Below are 17,161 nucleotides of genomic sequence, written 5' to 3'. Positions count from 1 at the left end.
AATAATCCAATACGCTGTACCTACCTGCTTGTGATAACTTCAGGTACCCTGTAACCAATTCACTGTGGAGTTTCAAGCTGATCCGACTCCCCTATGAATTGTTACGTTCAAATCCTACATACAGCTGCAAGAATTTTTGTATCCCATGTTCCTTGAAACGCTCCACATCCCATGGCCTGTGATCGATTATATGGGTGAAATCCTCGTGCACCACGTATACTTCCGCGGGCTCCACATATCCACCTTCTGACATAACCATCCTGGTCTGCCGTTGATAATACTCGCCCTCAAAGACATCCAGGCGCTGTAAATCCTCTTCACCAACATCTCTATACAGCACCCCTTGTACTAACGACCAGGTATCATCAACAGGATGAATGACGGGATATTCTTCTCCTTTGACACATTTTCGCTCAAAACCTCTCAATGCTACCCGTTGGGCATTGTACCTTCCCTGTACCACACGATTCCAGACCTGGGGGAACATCAAAGAACCGTATGTAAAGACATGACTCATTGGCTACTCTTTGTTTATAGTGTACATAGTTACGTGAGTAACTACCCAGAGGAGAAGCGGCTAGACTTGACAATTTCCCTGTAATTAAAACGTATTATAGGGTGTTTGAAGTTTGCGCAAGCAGGCTGGCGTAAGCGTATGGGATCATACATAAGCCAAGATGACTACAGAGCAGATGCACTCGGGGTAATTACATTGCATATTCTTTTGTTAAGGGACACGGAAAAAATAAAGTATCCAATCTTGCTTGTCTCTCAACTCGGTAACGCCGTAGCGTCAATGGCTCAATACGGCCAGTATGGGACCATTGAAGCTACGACGTTACCAAACCGATATCCTGCGCAATTTTTGGATATGTATTATTTTCCGCGACCCTACAATGCTTCTTTGTATTTACCAGTAAGTCATACTTTCATAAAGAACATTTTCTTTTGTCCCGACATGCCTTTCTATTGCTTTTTCTGTATAACCTTCCAGTAACAGATCAATCGGCAAATAGCCACTACGTAAAATGTACACATATTAACGCATATGAATATTAGGTTATGAATGAATCTTCACACAATTACCTTAATATGATAGCATGGGAAAAACAGCTTGTTTTTCACTGAACCTCATCCATAATGGGATCACCGGAGAGAAACTATGGATCGTAGCAGTGTAGTTGCAAAGCCCCTGAAACCCGATCAGACAAAAGCTGTAGATGACCCTCTCCCCTTCTCGGCTGAACAGTTACTGCAAACTCTTCCTGTTCCAGCTCTTATTCTTGAGCCGAACCTGCATATTCGCCTCATCAACAATCAGGCTGCTGTTCTGCTTCATTTTTCACCAGGACTAAGCTGCTATTTCCCTGACTATCTGCACCACGACTACCGCCTCAGTGCAGAAAACCATATCAGACAACATGCTGATTCTGAAAGTACTCAAGAACTGGACTTTGTAAGCAAACTTGCCAACGGTACCATGCTTAACCTTTGCCTTTCGCAACCTCATACCAAGGTTATATTGCTTGTGCTACAGCAGGAAAATCGCCCCATGGAATGCCTTACCGGCTGCAGGGAATATCATCTTCTCCAAGCGCAGTACCACCATAACCCTGCGGGTATACTCCTGGTAAACGAAAAAATGGAAATGCTGTCGTTCAACCGGCAATTTCTTACAATGTGGTCCATACCCGAACAGATTGTTCAGAACAAAAATAATGAAGAGAGTCTACAGCTGATTCTCGAACAGGTACAAAAACCTGATGAGTTTCTCGAAACCGTACAGAGACTGTACCGTGAGCACAATGTTGTCAGCACAGATGAAATCTATCTGCAGGATGGAAGGGTCTTTTACCGCCACACCTATCCTGTTCGCAGTGGGGGAAAATATCTTGGCAGAGTCTGGTATTTTTTAGATATCAGTCTGCTCAAACAGGCTGAGCAGGAGGTAATGTATCAGCAGAAAGTACAGGAAGCTGTTCTGGACAATATCACAGATGGTATTATTGCCTGTGATGCTGCAGGGAACCTGACGCTGTTCAACCGGGCTGCCCAGGAAATGCATAGATGTACGCTAAAAAATATCCCACTTGAGCAATGGGCCCATCACTATCGTCTACTCCATCCTGATGCCAAGAGGCTGCTCACCGCCAAAGAACTTCCGCTTTATCGTGCGCTTGAGGGACAAACCGTACGAAATCAGGAAATACTGCTAATAAATGAAGATGGAACCAGCAGATCTCTACGAGCCAGCGGATGCCCCATGCAGACCAACCATGGAGAAAATCTTGGTGCAGTAATTTCTCTGCACGATATCACTGACCTCCAGGATATACGCCAGGAACTGGAACACCTGGCACATCATGACTGCCTTACAGGGTTACCCAACCGGCATTTATTCCACAATCTCCTTGAGCAGTGTTTTCGGCGGGCGAAGCGGGAAAACGCTCTTGTCGGCATTCTGTTTCTGGATCTGGATAACTTTAAAAATGTCAACGACCAATTCGGCCATGAAATGGGAGATCAGGTTTTAAGAGTTGTCAGCCTGACCTTGGTTCATTGCCTGCGTGACTCGGACCTTATATGTCGTTGGGGAGGAGATGAGTTTGTTATCGCGCTGCCTGCCATGAAATGGGAGGAAGATGCCACAAGTGTTGCTGACAAAATATGTTATACACTGCAACAGCGAATGCAGGAACTGCAACTGTCAGTGGAGGTAAGTGTCAGCATAGGAATTTCAATTTTTCCCTCGGATGGCACCATGGCAGATCAGCTAATCAGGCAGGCAGACCAGGCGATGTTTCAAGCCAAACAGGATGGAAAAAACAGATATATCAGCTACATGAAAGGGCCTAAACCCTAAGAGTCTTTCGGAGAAAGCACTTTTCCGACAGACTCCTAGCGTGTGTATATCTAGTCGAAAGGTTTGTTTTTATGAAACTTCGTACCCCCCTGTTCCCTATATTGAACGAAAAGAAAACAGGGGGAAAACAACTGCTAAATATCAATCAAGGTATTCGAGAACTATTTTCAACATCCTTCGCAGAGGTTCTGCAGCTCCCCAGAGAAGCTGGTCTCCAACACTAAAGGCGGAAAGATAGGAATTTCCCATACTCATTTTACGGACCCTGCCCACAGGGATATCCAATGTTCCGGTTACCCTTGCCGGTGTCAGATCTTTGAGCGTTGCTTCTTTATTGTTGCTGACCAAAAAAGACCACTGATTGTGGCTGTCAAGCGCTTGCTCGATATCAGCAAGAGGGATGTCCTGTTTGAGTTTGATAGTAAATGCCTGGCTGTGGCAGCGCATTGCTCCAATACGAACGCAGTTTCCATCTACTGGAATGGGTTGTCCAGGAGTGGCGAGGATCTTATTTGCTTCACTCATTCCTTTCCACTCTTCTCTGGTCTGCCCATTTTCCATGGGAATGTCGATCCATGGAATCAAACTGCCTGCGAGTGATGCTCCAAATTGAGAGGTTGGGAAAATAGGTGACCGCAGGGTGTCGGTCACATTGCGATCAATATCCAATATGGCTGTGGCAGGTTCATCTAAAAGATATGAAGCGTTTTCGCCAATTGTTCGCATCTGCTCAACCAGCTCACGCATATTTTTCGCACCAGCACCTGAAGCAGCCTGGTAAGTCTGTGAGCTTATCCATTCCACCCAACCCTGTTCAAAAAGACCGCCAAGAGCCATCAGCATGAGAGAAACAGTGCAGTTGCCACCGATATAATCCTTTATGCCGCCAGCCAACCCCTGTTGAATGACTTTGCTGTTGACCGGATCGAGAACAATGATGGAGTCTTTTTCCATGCGCAGTTTTGAAGCAGCATCAATCCAATAGCCCTGCCATCCTTTTGCACGAAGCTGGGGATAGACTTCAGCAGTGTAATCTCCTCCCTGACAGGAAACAATTACATCCAGATCATGTAACAGATCAACATTCCGGGCATCCAGCAGCTCATAGGTGGTTCCATTTACTGTGGGGCCGGCCTGACCTGCCTGAGAAGTTGAAAAAAAACGGGCTTCATACCCCTGAAAATCATCTTCTGCACGCATACGCTCCATGAGTACGGAACCTACCATGCCTCGCCAGCCAACAATACCAACTTTTTTCATTACTTTTCTATCCTTTTGCAATTATTTCTTTATTCGCAGATAGGATCTGAGTTCTTCGGCAATAAGAGGAGCTACCGAGTAGACCTGCCGCAGATCATCTGTATGAGTTTCCGGGTACGTATCAGCTCCAATGATGCAGTGAATTCCCTTTTCCTTAAACCGCTCTCTGGAGTTCCCTGCCAGAACCAGGTGGGTGGCCATGATAGCCACCCCCACAGCACCTGCTTCCATACAACGTTCAACTGTCTGCAGCATGGAGCCTCCGGTCCGTATCATGTCGTCGCAGATAATGGCTGTTTTTCCTTTTACTGCACTGGAAAGCTGTCCCACGATAGTTTTATCCACATCATAGCGATCCTTATTGGCTGCAGTATGGGGGCAGTCCAAAATACCTGCCAACCTCGCCACCCGCTTGCTGAAACCATAATCCGGGGAAACCAGGACATAATCCTGCAGCTTAAGCTCCCTGATCTTTTCTGCGGCGTACTGCTCAGTCCACAGATGCTGGGTACTTATCTCACCCGCATGGGCATGGAGGACTGCCTCTGAGTGCAGGTCAATAAAGGCTACATAATCTGGGCGGGTACGAAAAATCTGCCGGGTGCGAGTTATCCCTTTCGGGATTTCCCCTGAACCGGGTTTAGCACGTTCCATGGTTGAGTAGCCAAGAAAAGGAATAACCACATTCACAGACAAAGCGTTCCAATATCTGGCACCGGCTATCAGGTCCATCAATTCCTGGTGAGCTGCATCATTAGGAGTGGAACCGATAATGACAATATGCTTCCCGGCAATCTCTTTCGGAAAGGCGTGGTGTACCTCTCCGTCAGCAAACGTTTTGGTAAGCATTTCCGTAAACGGAATACCAAGCTGAGTTGCAACCTTTCTTGCCAAAGGCTCCGAACAGTGGTTGCTGATAAGTATGATATTCTTTTTACTTGCCATGTGTGCCTCTTATTAAATGGCCTGGGCTATGGCATCACCCATTACAACTGTGGAAACAGGTTGCACATCTTGAGTAGCAATATCTTCGGTCATGATACCTTTCTCCAGTGCAGCGGAGACTGCCTGTTCGATGGCATCAGCAGGCTCTTCAAGTCCGAAGCTGTAGCGCAGCATCATTGCGGCAGAGAGGATCTGAGCGATGGGATTGGCCTTCCCCTGCCCGGCTATATCCGGCGCCGAGCCACCAGCAGGCTCAAAAAGCCCAAATTTATCGGCATTCAGACTTGCAGAGGCCAGCATCCCCATGGAACCGGTAATCATGGCAGCCTCATCGGAGATGATGTCACCGAACATATTGCCGCACAACATCACATCAAACTGCTGCGGCCATTTGACCAGCTGCATGGTCGCGTTGTCCACATAGATATGGTTCAATTCGACCTCAGGATATTCCTTGGCAATCTGGTTAACCACCTCGCGCCAGAGCACCATGACAGTGAGCACGTTAGCCTTATCCACAGAAGTTACCTTTTTGTTACGGACCATGGCAGCTTCAAATGCCATACGGGTTATACGCTCAATCTCTGCCCGCGTGTAGACCATGGTATCCCACGCTTTTTCTTCAGGACCACTCCCTTCTCTACCTTTGGGACGACCAAAATAAATGCCTGAGGTCAATTCCCGTACCACCAGGATATCAAAACCATCTCCAACAATATCTTGACGTAACGGACAGGCAGCCGCCAGCGGAGCAAAAACTTTTGCAGGTCGCAGGTTACAGAAAAGATCAAAATGCTTACGCAATGGCAGTAAGGCAGCTCGCTCTGGTTGCTGCTCTGGCGGAAGATTCTCCCATTTGGGGCCACCGACCGATCCAAACAGGATAGCATCGCTCTCTTCACAGGTTTTCAGGGTTGATGCAGGTAAGGCTTCTCCGTGGTTATCAATGGCAATACCCCCAACATCGGCTTGGGTATAGGTGAGACTAAACCCGAATTTCTTTTGCGCAGCATCCAGCACCTTTATGGCCTCAGCCATAATTTCCGGACCAATACCATCCCCTGCCAGTACAGCTATGTTTTTTTCCATGTTTTCCTCTATATGCTATCGTAATTCGCACCGGTTTCCTGTAACTGAACGACTCAGGACAATTTTCTAGGAAAGAGAAACCGACGCAAAACTTTTTTCTTACCAAATATAACGGAAAGTTACCAGTCTGAATTGACACGATTCCGATGGATAAGCTCAACATTCCTGAACCGGGACATGAAGAATATGCGTTAGGGTCGCGAAAAATAATACATGTCCAAAAATTTCGCAGGATATCGATTTGGTAACGTTGTCGCGTCAATGGTTCCATACTGGCCGTATTGAGTCATTGACCCGACGCCGTTACCGAGTTGAAAGACAAGCAAGGTTGGATAATTTATTTTTTCCGTGGCCCTTAACTCAGGTGCAGCAGATCGCCCTCCATGTCACCGGAATAGTTACTTCTGCCATTTCAACAAGGTGCTGATACAGACTGTACCATTAGAGAGAAGCACGTACCAATGCAAGAATTCGCTGAGCACCGCTCAGAGGTAACTGCAGTCGGACGGTCCTTACTACAGAAAAACGGTTCTGCTGATCAGCAAGTTCATTGTAGCGCTCTTCCCTGGCCATCATAACAACAGCCTGACACCCTGTATGCATGAGCGGTTCAACCATCTCCAGAAACTCAAGGGGGGGAGCTACTGCCCTGCTGGTCACATGGGTGACATGCGCGCCCTGAATCTCAGGCACCTGTTCCAGCCGTTTGCCATATACCTGCACATTTTCAAGCTGCAGGGTACGAATAATATGCCGCAGGAACACCACCCTCTTCTGCCTAGGTTCAACCAGTGTGAACTTTGCCTGAGGACAGGAAACTGCAAGAACAAGACCCGGGAAACCACCACCAGTGCCCACATCAAGCAGGTTGGTGTCAGAAGATTGGAAATCGACAAGGGAAAGCAGGGAAAGGGAATCAAGGAAATGGTGTTCAACAATCTGTTGATCACTGCTCTCCCGTGCAATCAAGTTAATTCGTTGACCCCATTTTTTGAGTTCCCGGATATAGATGAGTAACCCGGGAACAGCCTTTTCCAATTCTTTCAGGCCAAGTTGCTCTATCCCCCTGACCAGCAGGGATTCAACCTTTTGCGACACGGATGGCCACCGACTGTCCATGGGCTGTCAGCCCTTCCAGAGCAGCCAAACGCTGGATATGATCAGCATCATCGAGCAACGCCTGCCGACTGTATGAAATAATTGAACTCTTTTTCAGAAAGGTTTCAACACCCAGCGCCGATGAGATACGGGCGGTACCCATGGTAGGCAGCACATGGTTTGGACCAGCCACATAATCTCCTGCTGCCTCTGGTGTATAATTGCCAAGAAAAACAGCTCCGGCATGTCTGATACGGGGCAAAACAAGCCAGGGATCTTCAACCTGCAGTTCCAGATGCTCAATGGCGATCTCATTGGCAAGTTCTATAGCCTGGTCAAGGTCATCGGCAATCATGATTAATCCATGGTTATCAAGAGCCTGGCGGGCAATATCTTTTCTGGGCAGCTTCTGAAGCTGTTTCTCAAGTTCCTCTGCAACCAGAGATCCCAGTTTTTTTGAAGTGGTTACCAGAAGCGCGGAAGCCTGGGAGTCATGCTCGGCCTGGGCAAGCATATCAGCAGCAATAAAGGCGGGATCACCGCTTTCATCCGCCACAATGAGCACCTCGCTGGGGCCGGCAATCATGTCTATGCGTACCCGCCCCATAACCTGACGTTTCGCTTCAGTGACATACTGATTGCCTGGGCCGACAATAACATCCACCCTTGGTATGGATTCCGTGCCATAGGCCAAGGCAGCGATCGCCCATGCGGAACCTGTCTTGTATACTTCTGTAATACCGATCTCTTTTGCAGCCACCAGCAAAGCTGCATTGATACTTCCATCCCTGCCTGGCGGGGTCACCAATATCCGGTGTTCCACACCTGCTATGGCAGAAGGAATACCATTCATCAATACAGAAGAAACCAGCGGTGTCGTTCCCCCTTGTCCGCCTGGCACATAGAGCCCGGCAGAATCAACAGGACGCACCATGCGACCGGTAATGGCTCCATCCTCTCGGGTAAGCATCCAGGAGTCTTCCATTTCCCGCTCATGAAATGTTGTAATCCGCTGAATAGCCAGATGCAAAGTTTCCATGAATTCATCAGAAACCTCTGCTGCAGCACGATCAAATTCCTCTTCAGTGACTTTCATCTGCTCAAGCTGGAGTTCTGGAGCATCAAATTGTCGGGTATACTCCAACACAGCCTTATTTCCCCTGGTACGTACCGCATGGATAATATCCGCGACGATTTTACTGCATTCCGGATCTGCCTCAACAAAACGTTGCAGGAGTTTTTGTCTCCATTGTTTTCCCTGTTCGCTGGATGCTTTTATACCTTCAAGCATGTCCACTTTCCTCCACATGGCTCCTGGCCATGTCTACTATTGATTAAAAAAACTGCTCACAGCGCGCCTGATTTTTCCGCGACCAGGCAGGCTCAGGTATAATCCGATACGCTGCACCAGCCTGCCATAACCTCAAGTACGCTGTAATCAGTTACAAAGAAGGGAGACTTTCAAACTTATCCGTCTCCTCTGTGAGTAGTTACGATTACAAACCGTCCCTATACGGCATTCGCCGCACTTGCGACTAATGGACGGAAAAAAAGATATAAATGAAAAATTATACCTTTCCCTGTGCTATCCGACTACCTAATTATATTCGTAACTGTTCATAGGACTATGAAAAAAACAGGCACAATCCGATAACTGTAACCGTTTATCCAGTATTCCAGGTTCGTTCAACCCGGTCTTCTCGCCATAGCTGGTCAAGGAGTAAAGCCTGATCGTACGATAGTGGATGCTGGTAACGGTGAAATACATTCAGCCGCCATGCCTGTGAAACCATTTTTCAATATCGGCTGCGGAAAAAACCTTCATCACCGGTCGGCCATGGGGGCAATGGGAAAAAAATTCACTTTGCTCCATCCGACTCAGCAGTTCAACAATTTCTCTGGGCGAGAGGCTGTCACCAGCTTTTATAGCCGCCCTACAGGCCATGGACGCCAGTTTTGCGTCCAGCCCGGCAGGAATATGCCCCCGCTGTGGCCCGCTATCTCTCAGTCCATCGAGTATATCGGTAAGCACAGTCACCGGCTCAAGAATACTTACTAAAGCTGGAACAGATGTAATTACCCAGGTGGTATCACCAAAATATTTCACCTCCAGCCCCAAACGTTCTACTTCCGCCTGATACTTTTCCATCATTTCCATCTGGTCTGGACCTAACTCAACAGTCACTGGAAACAGCAGTGACTGTTGGGGAACATCTTTGCTGAGATACGCCTCAAGAAACTGGCCGTAAAGGATGCGTTCATGGGCAGCATGCTGATCTATAACGACCAATTCACCATTCCGTTCACAAAGGATATAAAGCGAAAACAACTGACCGATTACCCTGAGCCCCTGATAACATTCTGATTCGACTCTTTCAGATGAGCCTGATCCTCTACTCTCTGTTTCAATTTCGGCTTTCTGCAGTTGCGGACTCTTTTCCCTGCATGCATTTGTGCCTGTTTCTGTATCTGCAGAAGACATCTTGTGCACAGGTCCGCCTGGCCGGGATGTCAATGATTCTCGTTTTCGCGTATCTGCTCCGGTATGCTCGGGCCAACGCAATAATTGTGGCCGCATTTCAGGAACCTGCTCAGCAACAGTAAATTCTCTTCTGTCTGTTTGATCTGCACGCTCCGTCTGGTCGGGTACGGAAAAAAGTTGTTTGCGGGTCTGCTCCTGGTACTTTGCCAGACTTTTTGCCACCACCAAAGTAATCTGCTTGCGTACATCCTGAGCCTGACGAAAACGAATTTCCCGTTTAGCCGGGTGGACGTTAACATCTACCTGATCCGGTGATAGAGTAAGGGTCACCACACCTGCCGGTTGGTAACCCTTCATGAGGAATCCCTGTAATCCCTCAGAAACTGCATGCCGTATCATACTGTCCTGAACCGGGCGTCCATTGACCAGTATGCGGAGCCGCGCCTTGCTGGAAGGAGTCGACTCAGGCAACAAGATGTAGCCTCCTACAACAACCTGACTATTCCCTGCAGAGGCCCCTGTATGCTCAAGGGATAACAGTGGCGCATCATAGGAAAAAACATCGCGAAGACGAGATTCCAGATCTCCGCCTTCGGGATACTCAAACACGGTTCGCCCATCATGCAGCAGGGAAAAACCGATATGAGGGCAGGCAAGCGCCTGATTTTTCACAGCCTCTTCCACATGAAAACTTTCTGTACGGGCTGATTTGAGAAATTTTTTACGAGCAGGCATGTTACCAAACAGATGGCGGACTTCGACGGTGGTTCCTTTCTGGCATCCTTCTTCATGTACATGGTGCAAAGTTCCGTAACGAATTTCGGCCCTGGTTCCCGTGTCCCGATCATGGGTGCGGCTGATGATGGTCATTCGTGAAACCGAACCTATGCTCGGGATAGCCTCCCCACGGAAGCCAAGCGTGGCTATGGCGGATAACTGGTTTTCCTCCTGCAGTTTTGAAGTCGCATGCCGCTCCAGTGACAACAAAACATCATCCTCCATCATGCCACATCCATCGTCAATCACGCGAATCAGTCGCACACCGCTCCCTTCTATGTTCACATCGATACGATTTGCACCTGAATCAACGCTGTTTTCAAGTAATTCCTTTACCACAGAAGCCGGGCGTTCCACCACCTCACCTGCTGCGATCTGGTTTGCTAACTGCTCAGAAAGAATTCGAATTCGGGCCACGGTGACATCACACTCCGCATATGCAAGCTTTGCAGATGCGCAAAAAAAAGGTTCATGGTAAATACATCTGACAGACTATTACGAAAAAACCACAACACTACAATTTCTCTAATCCGTTGTCTACCAAACGCCCTCGAAAAAAAAAACAGTTTCCAAAAAATTGCAACCATGTGCAGATCAACGGTTTTCTGCTCATCATGGCACTACTCGCGACAACACTTATAGGCAGCGGACTGGCATGGTTTATACTGCTGGACATTCCTGATGTCCGTTCAGCCTACGATTATCGTCCCAAAGTAGCCACAATCATCCTTGATCGCAAGGGCCGACAGATCGATATGATGGGATCAATGAACAGAATCAAGATTCCATTGACGAAAATGCCGGCGCTTCTCCCAAAAGCCTTTGTGTCAGCAGAAGACAGTCGTTTTTATCACCACTCCGGGTTGGATATGTGGTCCATCGCCAGGGCAGCGATAAATAACCTGCGCTCAGGAAAACGCAGCCAGGGTGGTTCTACCATCACCCAGCAAGTAACCAGAGCCCTGATGTTAAGCAGGGAAAAAACGTTTTTCCGTAAGTTCACGGAATCCGTCCTTGCCTACAGGCTTGATACGATGCTGAGCAAGGATGAAATCCTCTACATTTATCTGAATGAAATTTATCTCGGTCAGGGTGCCTATGGTGTGGAAGCTGCAGCACGAACATATTTTGGGAAAAAGGCCGCACAATTAAACCTCAGTGAAATAGCCATGCTGGCGGGATTGCCCCAGTCGCCCAGCCGTTACTCTCCGTTAAAAAACCCGGAAGCTGCAAAAGCCCGGCAGAGATACGTACTCAATCGAATGGCTGAAGACGGTTTAATCAGCCCGGAGATGGCACGGCAGGCCTATGCGCAAAATATAACCTATGCCAATGCGGTTGCGTCACAGTCGAACAACGGATACTTCACACAATATATCCGAGAACTTCTGGCAACAAAATACTCTTCAAGACAACTGTATGAAGAAGGAATGACAGTGATGACCACCCTGGACAGTCAGATGCAGCTGGCTGCGGCAGCAGCCCTTCGCCAGGGAGTAAGTCGTATAAAAAAACGCCATCCGGAAAAATCCAGGCCTCAAGGTGCGCTGGTTGCCCTTGAAGGAAGGACTGGACGCATTCGGGCCATGGCCGGAGGAACTGATTTTAACCAAAGCCAGTACAATCGTGCCCTGCGAGCTAACAGACAGCCAGGATCGGTCTTTAAACCGTTCGTCTTTGCTGCTGCTTTTGAACATGGCATGCGACCGGGAGATACAATCAATGATTCTCCCTTTTCCATTCGTAATAGCAACGGCACTACCTGGAGCCCTAAAAATTACGATAACCGGTATCTCGGGCCAACAACTCTTGCAAACGCACTCGTTCACTCACGCAATATCGTTGCCATCAAGCTGCTGCAAAAGGTTGGAGTCCAGCGAGTAATTCAACTGGCCCAACGTTCTGGAATCAGCTCCGAACTACTTCCTGAACTAACCCTGGCTCTTGGAGCTTCGCCGGTTTCCCTCCTCGAAATGACAGCAAGTTATACCGTATTTGCCAACAACGGTTCCTATATAGCACCGGTGGGAATAACATCCATTCGAACTCACAAGGGGCAACATATACCCTGGCCGCAACCGCACCCTGTCAGAATCCTGCAACCCCGTACAGCAAAAACGATAAACTCCATTCTGACGCAGGTTATTACTCAAGGTACAGGTACCCTCGCAAAAGGCATCAGACATGCCTCCGGTAAAACAGGAACCTCTGATAGAAATACCGATGCCTGGTTCATAGGGTATACACCATATATGTTGGCAGGGGTCTGGCTTGGCCACGACCGAAACGATACACTCGGCAACAAAGAAACCGGAGGCCAAGCTGCTGCCCCTGTGTGGAAAGCATTCATGCAGCAGACCTCTGGGCACTAAACTATGGCCAATAAAAAACAACAATCCCTTTTCTGGGAAAATGAATCCCTCAGTCTTCCCCAGAAATACGCTCGTGCGATTTCGTTGTTTCAGGAATACGGACCAGTTCTACAACAGCAAGCAACCATATCCCCCTTACTTACATCCCTTATTCAGGAAACCTCCGACCTGGCCCAATACATGGAAAAACAGCAGTTGGGGCTGATATGCACCATGTGTGCTGGTAAGCCCGGAGGAAGTTGCTGCAGCATGTTTATGGGGAACAATACAGATATTCTGCAACTTATCTCCAATATGCTCATTGGTTGTATGCCGACGATGCATGAAACCGATGCAGACAGTTGCCCATACCTTGGTCCATGTGGTTGCGAGTTCAAAGTAAAACCTATTTTCTGCCTGAACTACAACTGCCTGCACATAGCCCATCACCTTGGCAATAGTAGACTCGAGGAACTGACATGTGCATCCGGAAAAGTGCTACAAATACAATTGCGGTTGGAGGAAGAATTACTCAAACATCTGAGTAGCTAGGATTGTCAAGGCTGGCAGACCTAACACAGAGTGGTGCTGGTGAAAATTTCTCTAAAACCGTGGGGTGCCAGATAATCGAGCTCAACCCTGTGACATTATAGTTGAAAATGAGTATAGTATTTTATATGCCCACACTTCATGGGATATGACTTTTCCGCAACCACACCTAAAGGGATAAATTCATGATCCACACCTTACTGACATCTCCCATTGGAACTCTGGCTATTGGTGTGGAAGGCCATCGCATTCGTTTTGTGACTCTGGTCGATGCCAATGATGCCCACGCCAACAAATTCATACAACAAAGCAGGCAAGTCTTTGCTGAAGAACAACCTCAACTCATGCAGGCAGTTCGCCAACTTACTGAATATTTTAAAGGAAAACGTAAAGAGTTCTCTCTACCCATTCACTATCGGGGTACAGCCTTCCAGAAAAAAGTCTGGGACCAACTTTTACGTATTCCATACGGACAGACAAAAAGCTATGGGCAGCTTGCCGCGTCACTAGGAGGAAAAAACAAAGCCAGAGCCGTGGGTGGAGCTGCACATAACAACCCATTGCTTATCCTCATTCCCTGCCATCGCCTCATTGGCAGTGACGGCAGTCTCACAGGTTTTGGAGCAGGCATTGATGCAAAACAAAAGCTTCTTGCTCTGGAGGGGTGGAAGCCGTTACCCCAGGGGCAATCAAACAGTAACCAAGAAGCACTTGAAGAAGAACCGCAGAAAGAATAAACTATCCTAACCTGTTGCCTTCCAGCTCTTTCTCATGACTGTTTCAATGGGGCAATGCAGCTTAAAATCTAGCCGTAGCACTCTTGATACGGTATACATTGTCTGACCTTGTTCGCATACACAACATATTTACTTCTATAGTGTGCAGACCAAGGCAGATTGCGTTATTCTCTGCAAAAGATGCACGCCCTGAAAAGCAGAGACACATTATTTTTTGGCATTGAATATGCATTAACTACGTATAAAAGATTACCCTTCAACATGCAATCTCAGGCCAAGTGATAAGTAAGAGAGACAATAGCCCCGGGAGGATTCCATGGTCGACATTATCATAGGCGAAGTACAGCCGGTGGGTACGCCTGTCAACAAACCCACGTCCAGCGCAACAATGCTGGAAGCTGAAATACTCGATATACGTCAGCCTCGTAAAACAATCAGTGGTCCTTCAGGAAAGGAAAGACGGAAACAATTTCGTCAAGATCCTCACAACGGACGGGTTTTGACAATCCTAATTCCAAACGGCATGCATTTGCCTAAAGATCTAGATGTTAGAAAATATAAGATAATGTTACGGTTCATGAAGAAATAAAAAAAGCCCTTCCCGTTAACGGGAAGGGCTTTTCAACCATCTCAGCAACCGGTACTAAAAGGGTTGCATCACCCAGATGCCGCAAGGACATGTATCAGCACAAAAGCCGCAGGCGATACACTTATTGTCATCTGAGACATATTCATAATTTACACCGTCTGCACCGGTAACTTTCTCCTGTCTGGAGATCGCGTTGGTAGGACAGATGGTTTCACAAAGATGACAATCGCGACACGAGCCGCAGCTCAGACAGCGAGCTGCCTGTTGGGCCTCAGTGACACCTCGATCTCTCTCAGGATCATAATGGGCTGTGGTCAATGATTCATATTGAATCAAGCGTTTATTAAACGGCAGCCAGTCTTCGCCGCTGATCGTTGCTACAATATATTCAGCTGTCCGTTTTCCAGCACCCAGAGCATTGGTTGCCAATCCTGGCTTTTCAACATCACCGACTGCAAGTATCCTGTCGTCGCTGGTGCGTCCGGCATCATCGGTTTTGATCCATGATCCGCCGGCAACATCAACGACTTCCACACTTTCCGGAAGAAATGGCATCGTGGGCACATCGCCAATGGAAATAATGACAGTCTGTGCAGGTAACAGGCTGTCATCATCAAGCCATACCCCTTCATCGGTAACTTCACGAGTCATGACTGGCCATTTAAAGACACCGCCTAAAGACTCAACTATATCTCGTTCTTTACCAAAGGCGCTTGGTTTCTGGATATCGATCAAAGTAACCTGATCTGCTCCCAAACGATATGCCTCGGCAGCAACGTCACAGCCAACGTTTCCAGCACCGATAACCACTACCTGTTTTCCTGTGACCATCGGCGTATCACTTTTCGCAGCTTTAAGGTAGTCTAACGCAGGAATAACCTTCTCATGACCGGGGAAAGAAATGGTTCGAGGTTGATGGGCTCCAACAGCGATAACCACGTAATCGAAATCTTTCTTGAGCTCTTCCACTTTATCCTTGGACAAAGTAACACCGAGATTTACATGGATGTTATCGTTCTTAACAAACCTGTCAATTTCCATCTCCCAAACAGCTTTGGAAAGTCTTTCCCATGGGATAGTCTGGGCAAGCTTACCTCCGAGCACATTGGAACGCTCAAAAATGTGAGCCTCCACTCCGTGTAAAGCGAGATGCCATGCCACTGCCATACCGCCGGGTCCACCACCGATTATTGCGACCTTCTTCCCAGTGTCCGGCTCATGCTCGGGAGGATCCACCAAACGAACGGCACGCCCAAGAACTGATACATCAATACTGTAGTCTATCTTTTCACGGGAGCAGTTCTGTATACAGAGGTTTGGACAGATGGTTCCACACACAGATGCTGGAAAAGGCGTGTAACGTAGTAACATTTCATATGCTTCTTCGTTTCGTCCTTCCCGAATCATGCGCAGACGGTCTATGGTTGGAATGTGAATAGGACAGTAGAATGTACAGGGAGCGGCAGAGTCTCTATTTGCCCAATACGGTTTTTTACGACGAAACTCTCCACTCTCGACAACGCCAATCACCTCTCTTTCAAGACCTGGGGCAAGATCACGTAAAGGGTCTCCCCCACCAAAGCCTTGATCCCATATCCTGCGACGAAATTCTTCCATGGGCATGGGCCCGGAGAACATCAATGCACGCTCTTGTGGCGTAATGGCTTCTAATACATTCCACTCTTCGCGTACACTGAGGGTTTCGAGTAATTCTGACCGACCAATGGCTTCCAGATACTCGGGCATATTATCCATCAACCATTGCCAGTCTTCATCTGAAGGAGGGCTCAGCTTGGCATTGGTTTTGGAATAGGAATCATCGGTTTTCCCGCGGAAATAGATTTTGCCACCAACCATGCCAACACATGGCCTGTAGCCAAGCACGTTGTCAGCATTTTTGGGCTCGATACCGCAGACTACTCCCAAACCACCACAGTTGAATTCTGCAAAGGTATCACCAACGGATCCCAACACCCACATCTGGGGACGTGCATATTCAGGATTCCACTTGGTCATGGTTAAACCGCGCGCACCAATCGAACCACCAATCATAACACGCCCGGCAGCCATAGCGTTGCAGACACCATTGGTTGCATCACCTTTAACAATGATGTCAGCACCGATATTCAGGTATCCCACGTCATCGGAGGCTGCACCTTCGCAGACAATGGTTGCTCCCGGCATACCCATGCAGCCAAGGCGCTGTCCAACAGGCCCTCGGACGGTAATATGAATCGGGCGTTCCAATGAGCCGAGTCGCATTCCGACATTATGCTGACCAAAAGACTCAAGGATGAGGCGATCACAGGATTCAGCTGCACCACGTACTTCTTCCTCGAAGATTTTGGAGCTCAGTCTTCGGTTGCGCTCGTCTTTTCCGAGGACGGTAATCGTTTTTGAATTTGCTTCACTCATAATCTT

Annotated in this window: 13 protein-coding genes; 5 read left to right on the top strand and 8 right to left on the bottom strand. The window is 47.9% G+C overall.

The genetic code is table 11. The features are described 5' to 3' along the window. Positions 1–91 precede the first annotated feature (91 nt). Positions 92–517, bottom strand: a complete 426-nt coding sequence (locus G493_RS0125095) for a gamma-glutamylcyclotransferase family protein (RefSeq protein ID WP_028582552.1) — start codon at positions 515–517, stop codon at positions 92–94. 645 nt (positions 518–1,162) lie between these two features. On the opposite strand from G493_RS0125095, the gene G493_RS0125085 reads away from it, so the two are divergent. Further along, positions 1,163–2,863: a sensor domain-containing diguanylate cyclase gene (locus G493_RS0125085; RefSeq protein WP_028582550.1), complete on the top strand. Its 1,701-nt coding sequence runs from the start codon at positions 1,163–1,165 to the stop codon at positions 2,861–2,863. 141 nt (positions 2,864–3,004) lie between these two features. Here G493_RS0125085 and asd read toward each other — a convergent pair whose 3' ends face one another. The 6 genes from asd to mutL form a co-directional block, all read right to left on the bottom strand. Continuing rightward, positions 3,005–4,123, bottom strand: coding sequence for an aspartate-semialdehyde dehydrogenase (asd, locus tag G493_RS0125080; protein ID WP_028582549.1), 1,119 nt, complete (start codon positions 4,121–4,123; stop codon positions 3,005–3,007). Between the two features lie 21 nt (positions 4,124–4,144). Further along, the gene (prs, locus tag G493_RS0125075) at positions 4,145–5,068 is read right to left on the bottom strand and encodes a ribose-phosphate diphosphokinase (RefSeq protein ID WP_028582548.1); all 924 of its coding nucleotides are present in this window, start codon (positions 5,066–5,068) and stop codon (positions 4,145–4,147) included. A gap of 12 nt (positions 5,069–5,080) precedes the next feature. After that, positions 5,081–6,157 (bottom strand): 3-isopropylmalate dehydrogenase, encoded by a 1,077-nt coding sequence (gene leuB, locus G493_RS0125070; RefSeq protein WP_028582547.1) that lies wholly within the window; start codon positions 6,155–6,157, stop codon positions 5,081–5,083. A 441-nt stretch (positions 6,158–6,598) separates the two neighbouring features. After that, positions 6,599–7,255: a 16S rRNA (guanine(527)-N(7))-methyltransferase RsmG gene (rsmG, locus tag G493_RS31280; protein ID WP_051309929.1), complete on the bottom strand. Its 657-nt coding sequence runs from the start codon at positions 7,253–7,255 to the stop codon at positions 6,599–6,601. Continuing rightward, entirely contained in the window at positions 7,239–8,546 is a 1,308-nt protein-coding gene (hisD, locus tag G493_RS0125060) for a histidinol dehydrogenase (RefSeq protein ID WP_035275919.1), read from the bottom strand. The genes rsmG and hisD overlap by 17 nt, the downstream gene beginning before the upstream one ends. A 477-nt stretch (positions 8,547–9,023) precedes the next feature. Continuing rightward, the gene (gene mutL / locus G493_RS0125055; RefSeq protein WP_028582545.1) at positions 9,024–10,931 is read right to left on the bottom strand and encodes a DNA mismatch repair endonuclease MutL; all 1,908 of its coding nucleotides are present in this window, start codon (positions 10,929–10,931) and stop codon (positions 9,024–9,026) included. Positions 10,932–11,101: 170 nt separating this feature from the next. On the opposite strand from mutL, the gene G493_RS31275 reads away from it, so the two are divergent. The 4 genes from G493_RS31275 to G493_RS0125035 all read left to right on the top strand — a co-directional run bounded on the left by G493_RS31275 (position 11,102) and on the right by G493_RS0125035 (position 14,740). Next, a complete protein-coding gene (locus G493_RS31275) occupies positions 11,102–12,886 on the top strand; it encodes a penicillin-binding protein 1A (protein ID WP_153306671.1) in 1,785 nt (594 codons plus the stop codon). A 3-nt stretch (positions 12,887–12,889) separates the two neighbouring features. Beyond that, the gene (locus G493_RS0125045; RefSeq protein WP_028582544.1) at positions 12,890–13,417 is read left to right on the top strand and encodes a hypothetical protein; all 528 of its coding nucleotides are present in this window, start codon (positions 12,890–12,892) and stop codon (positions 13,415–13,417) included. 182 nt (positions 13,418–13,599) lie between these two features. After that, the gene (locus G493_RS31270) at positions 13,600–14,151 is read left to right on the top strand and encodes a methylated-DNA--[protein]-cysteine S-methyltransferase (RefSeq protein WP_051309926.1); all 552 of its coding nucleotides are present in this window, start codon (positions 13,600–13,602) and stop codon (positions 14,149–14,151) included. A gap of 316 nt (positions 14,152–14,467) precedes the next feature. Further along, a complete protein-coding gene (locus G493_RS0125035) occupies positions 14,468–14,740 on the top strand; it encodes a hypothetical protein (protein ID WP_028582543.1) in 273 nt (90 codons plus the stop codon). Positions 14,741–14,794: 54 nt separating this feature from the next. On the opposite strand, the gene G493_RS0125030 is transcribed toward G493_RS0125035, so the two are convergent. After that, positions 14,795–17,155 carry an FAD-dependent oxidoreductase gene (locus tag G493_RS0125030; RefSeq protein WP_028582542.1) on the bottom strand — a complete coding sequence of 787 codons (2,361 nt, stop codon included), beginning with the start codon at positions 17,153–17,155 and terminating at the stop codon, positions 14,795–14,797. Positions 17,156–17,161 lie beyond the last annotated feature (6 nt).

This window comes from Desulfogranum japonicum DSM 18378, assembly GCF_000429945.1.
In the GTDB taxonomy this organism is placed as follows: domain Bacteria; phylum Desulfobacterota; class Desulfobulbia; order Desulfobulbales; family Desulfobulbaceae; genus Desulfogranum; species Desulfogranum japonicum.
This window is presented reverse-complemented; position numbering and strand designations above follow the sequence as displayed.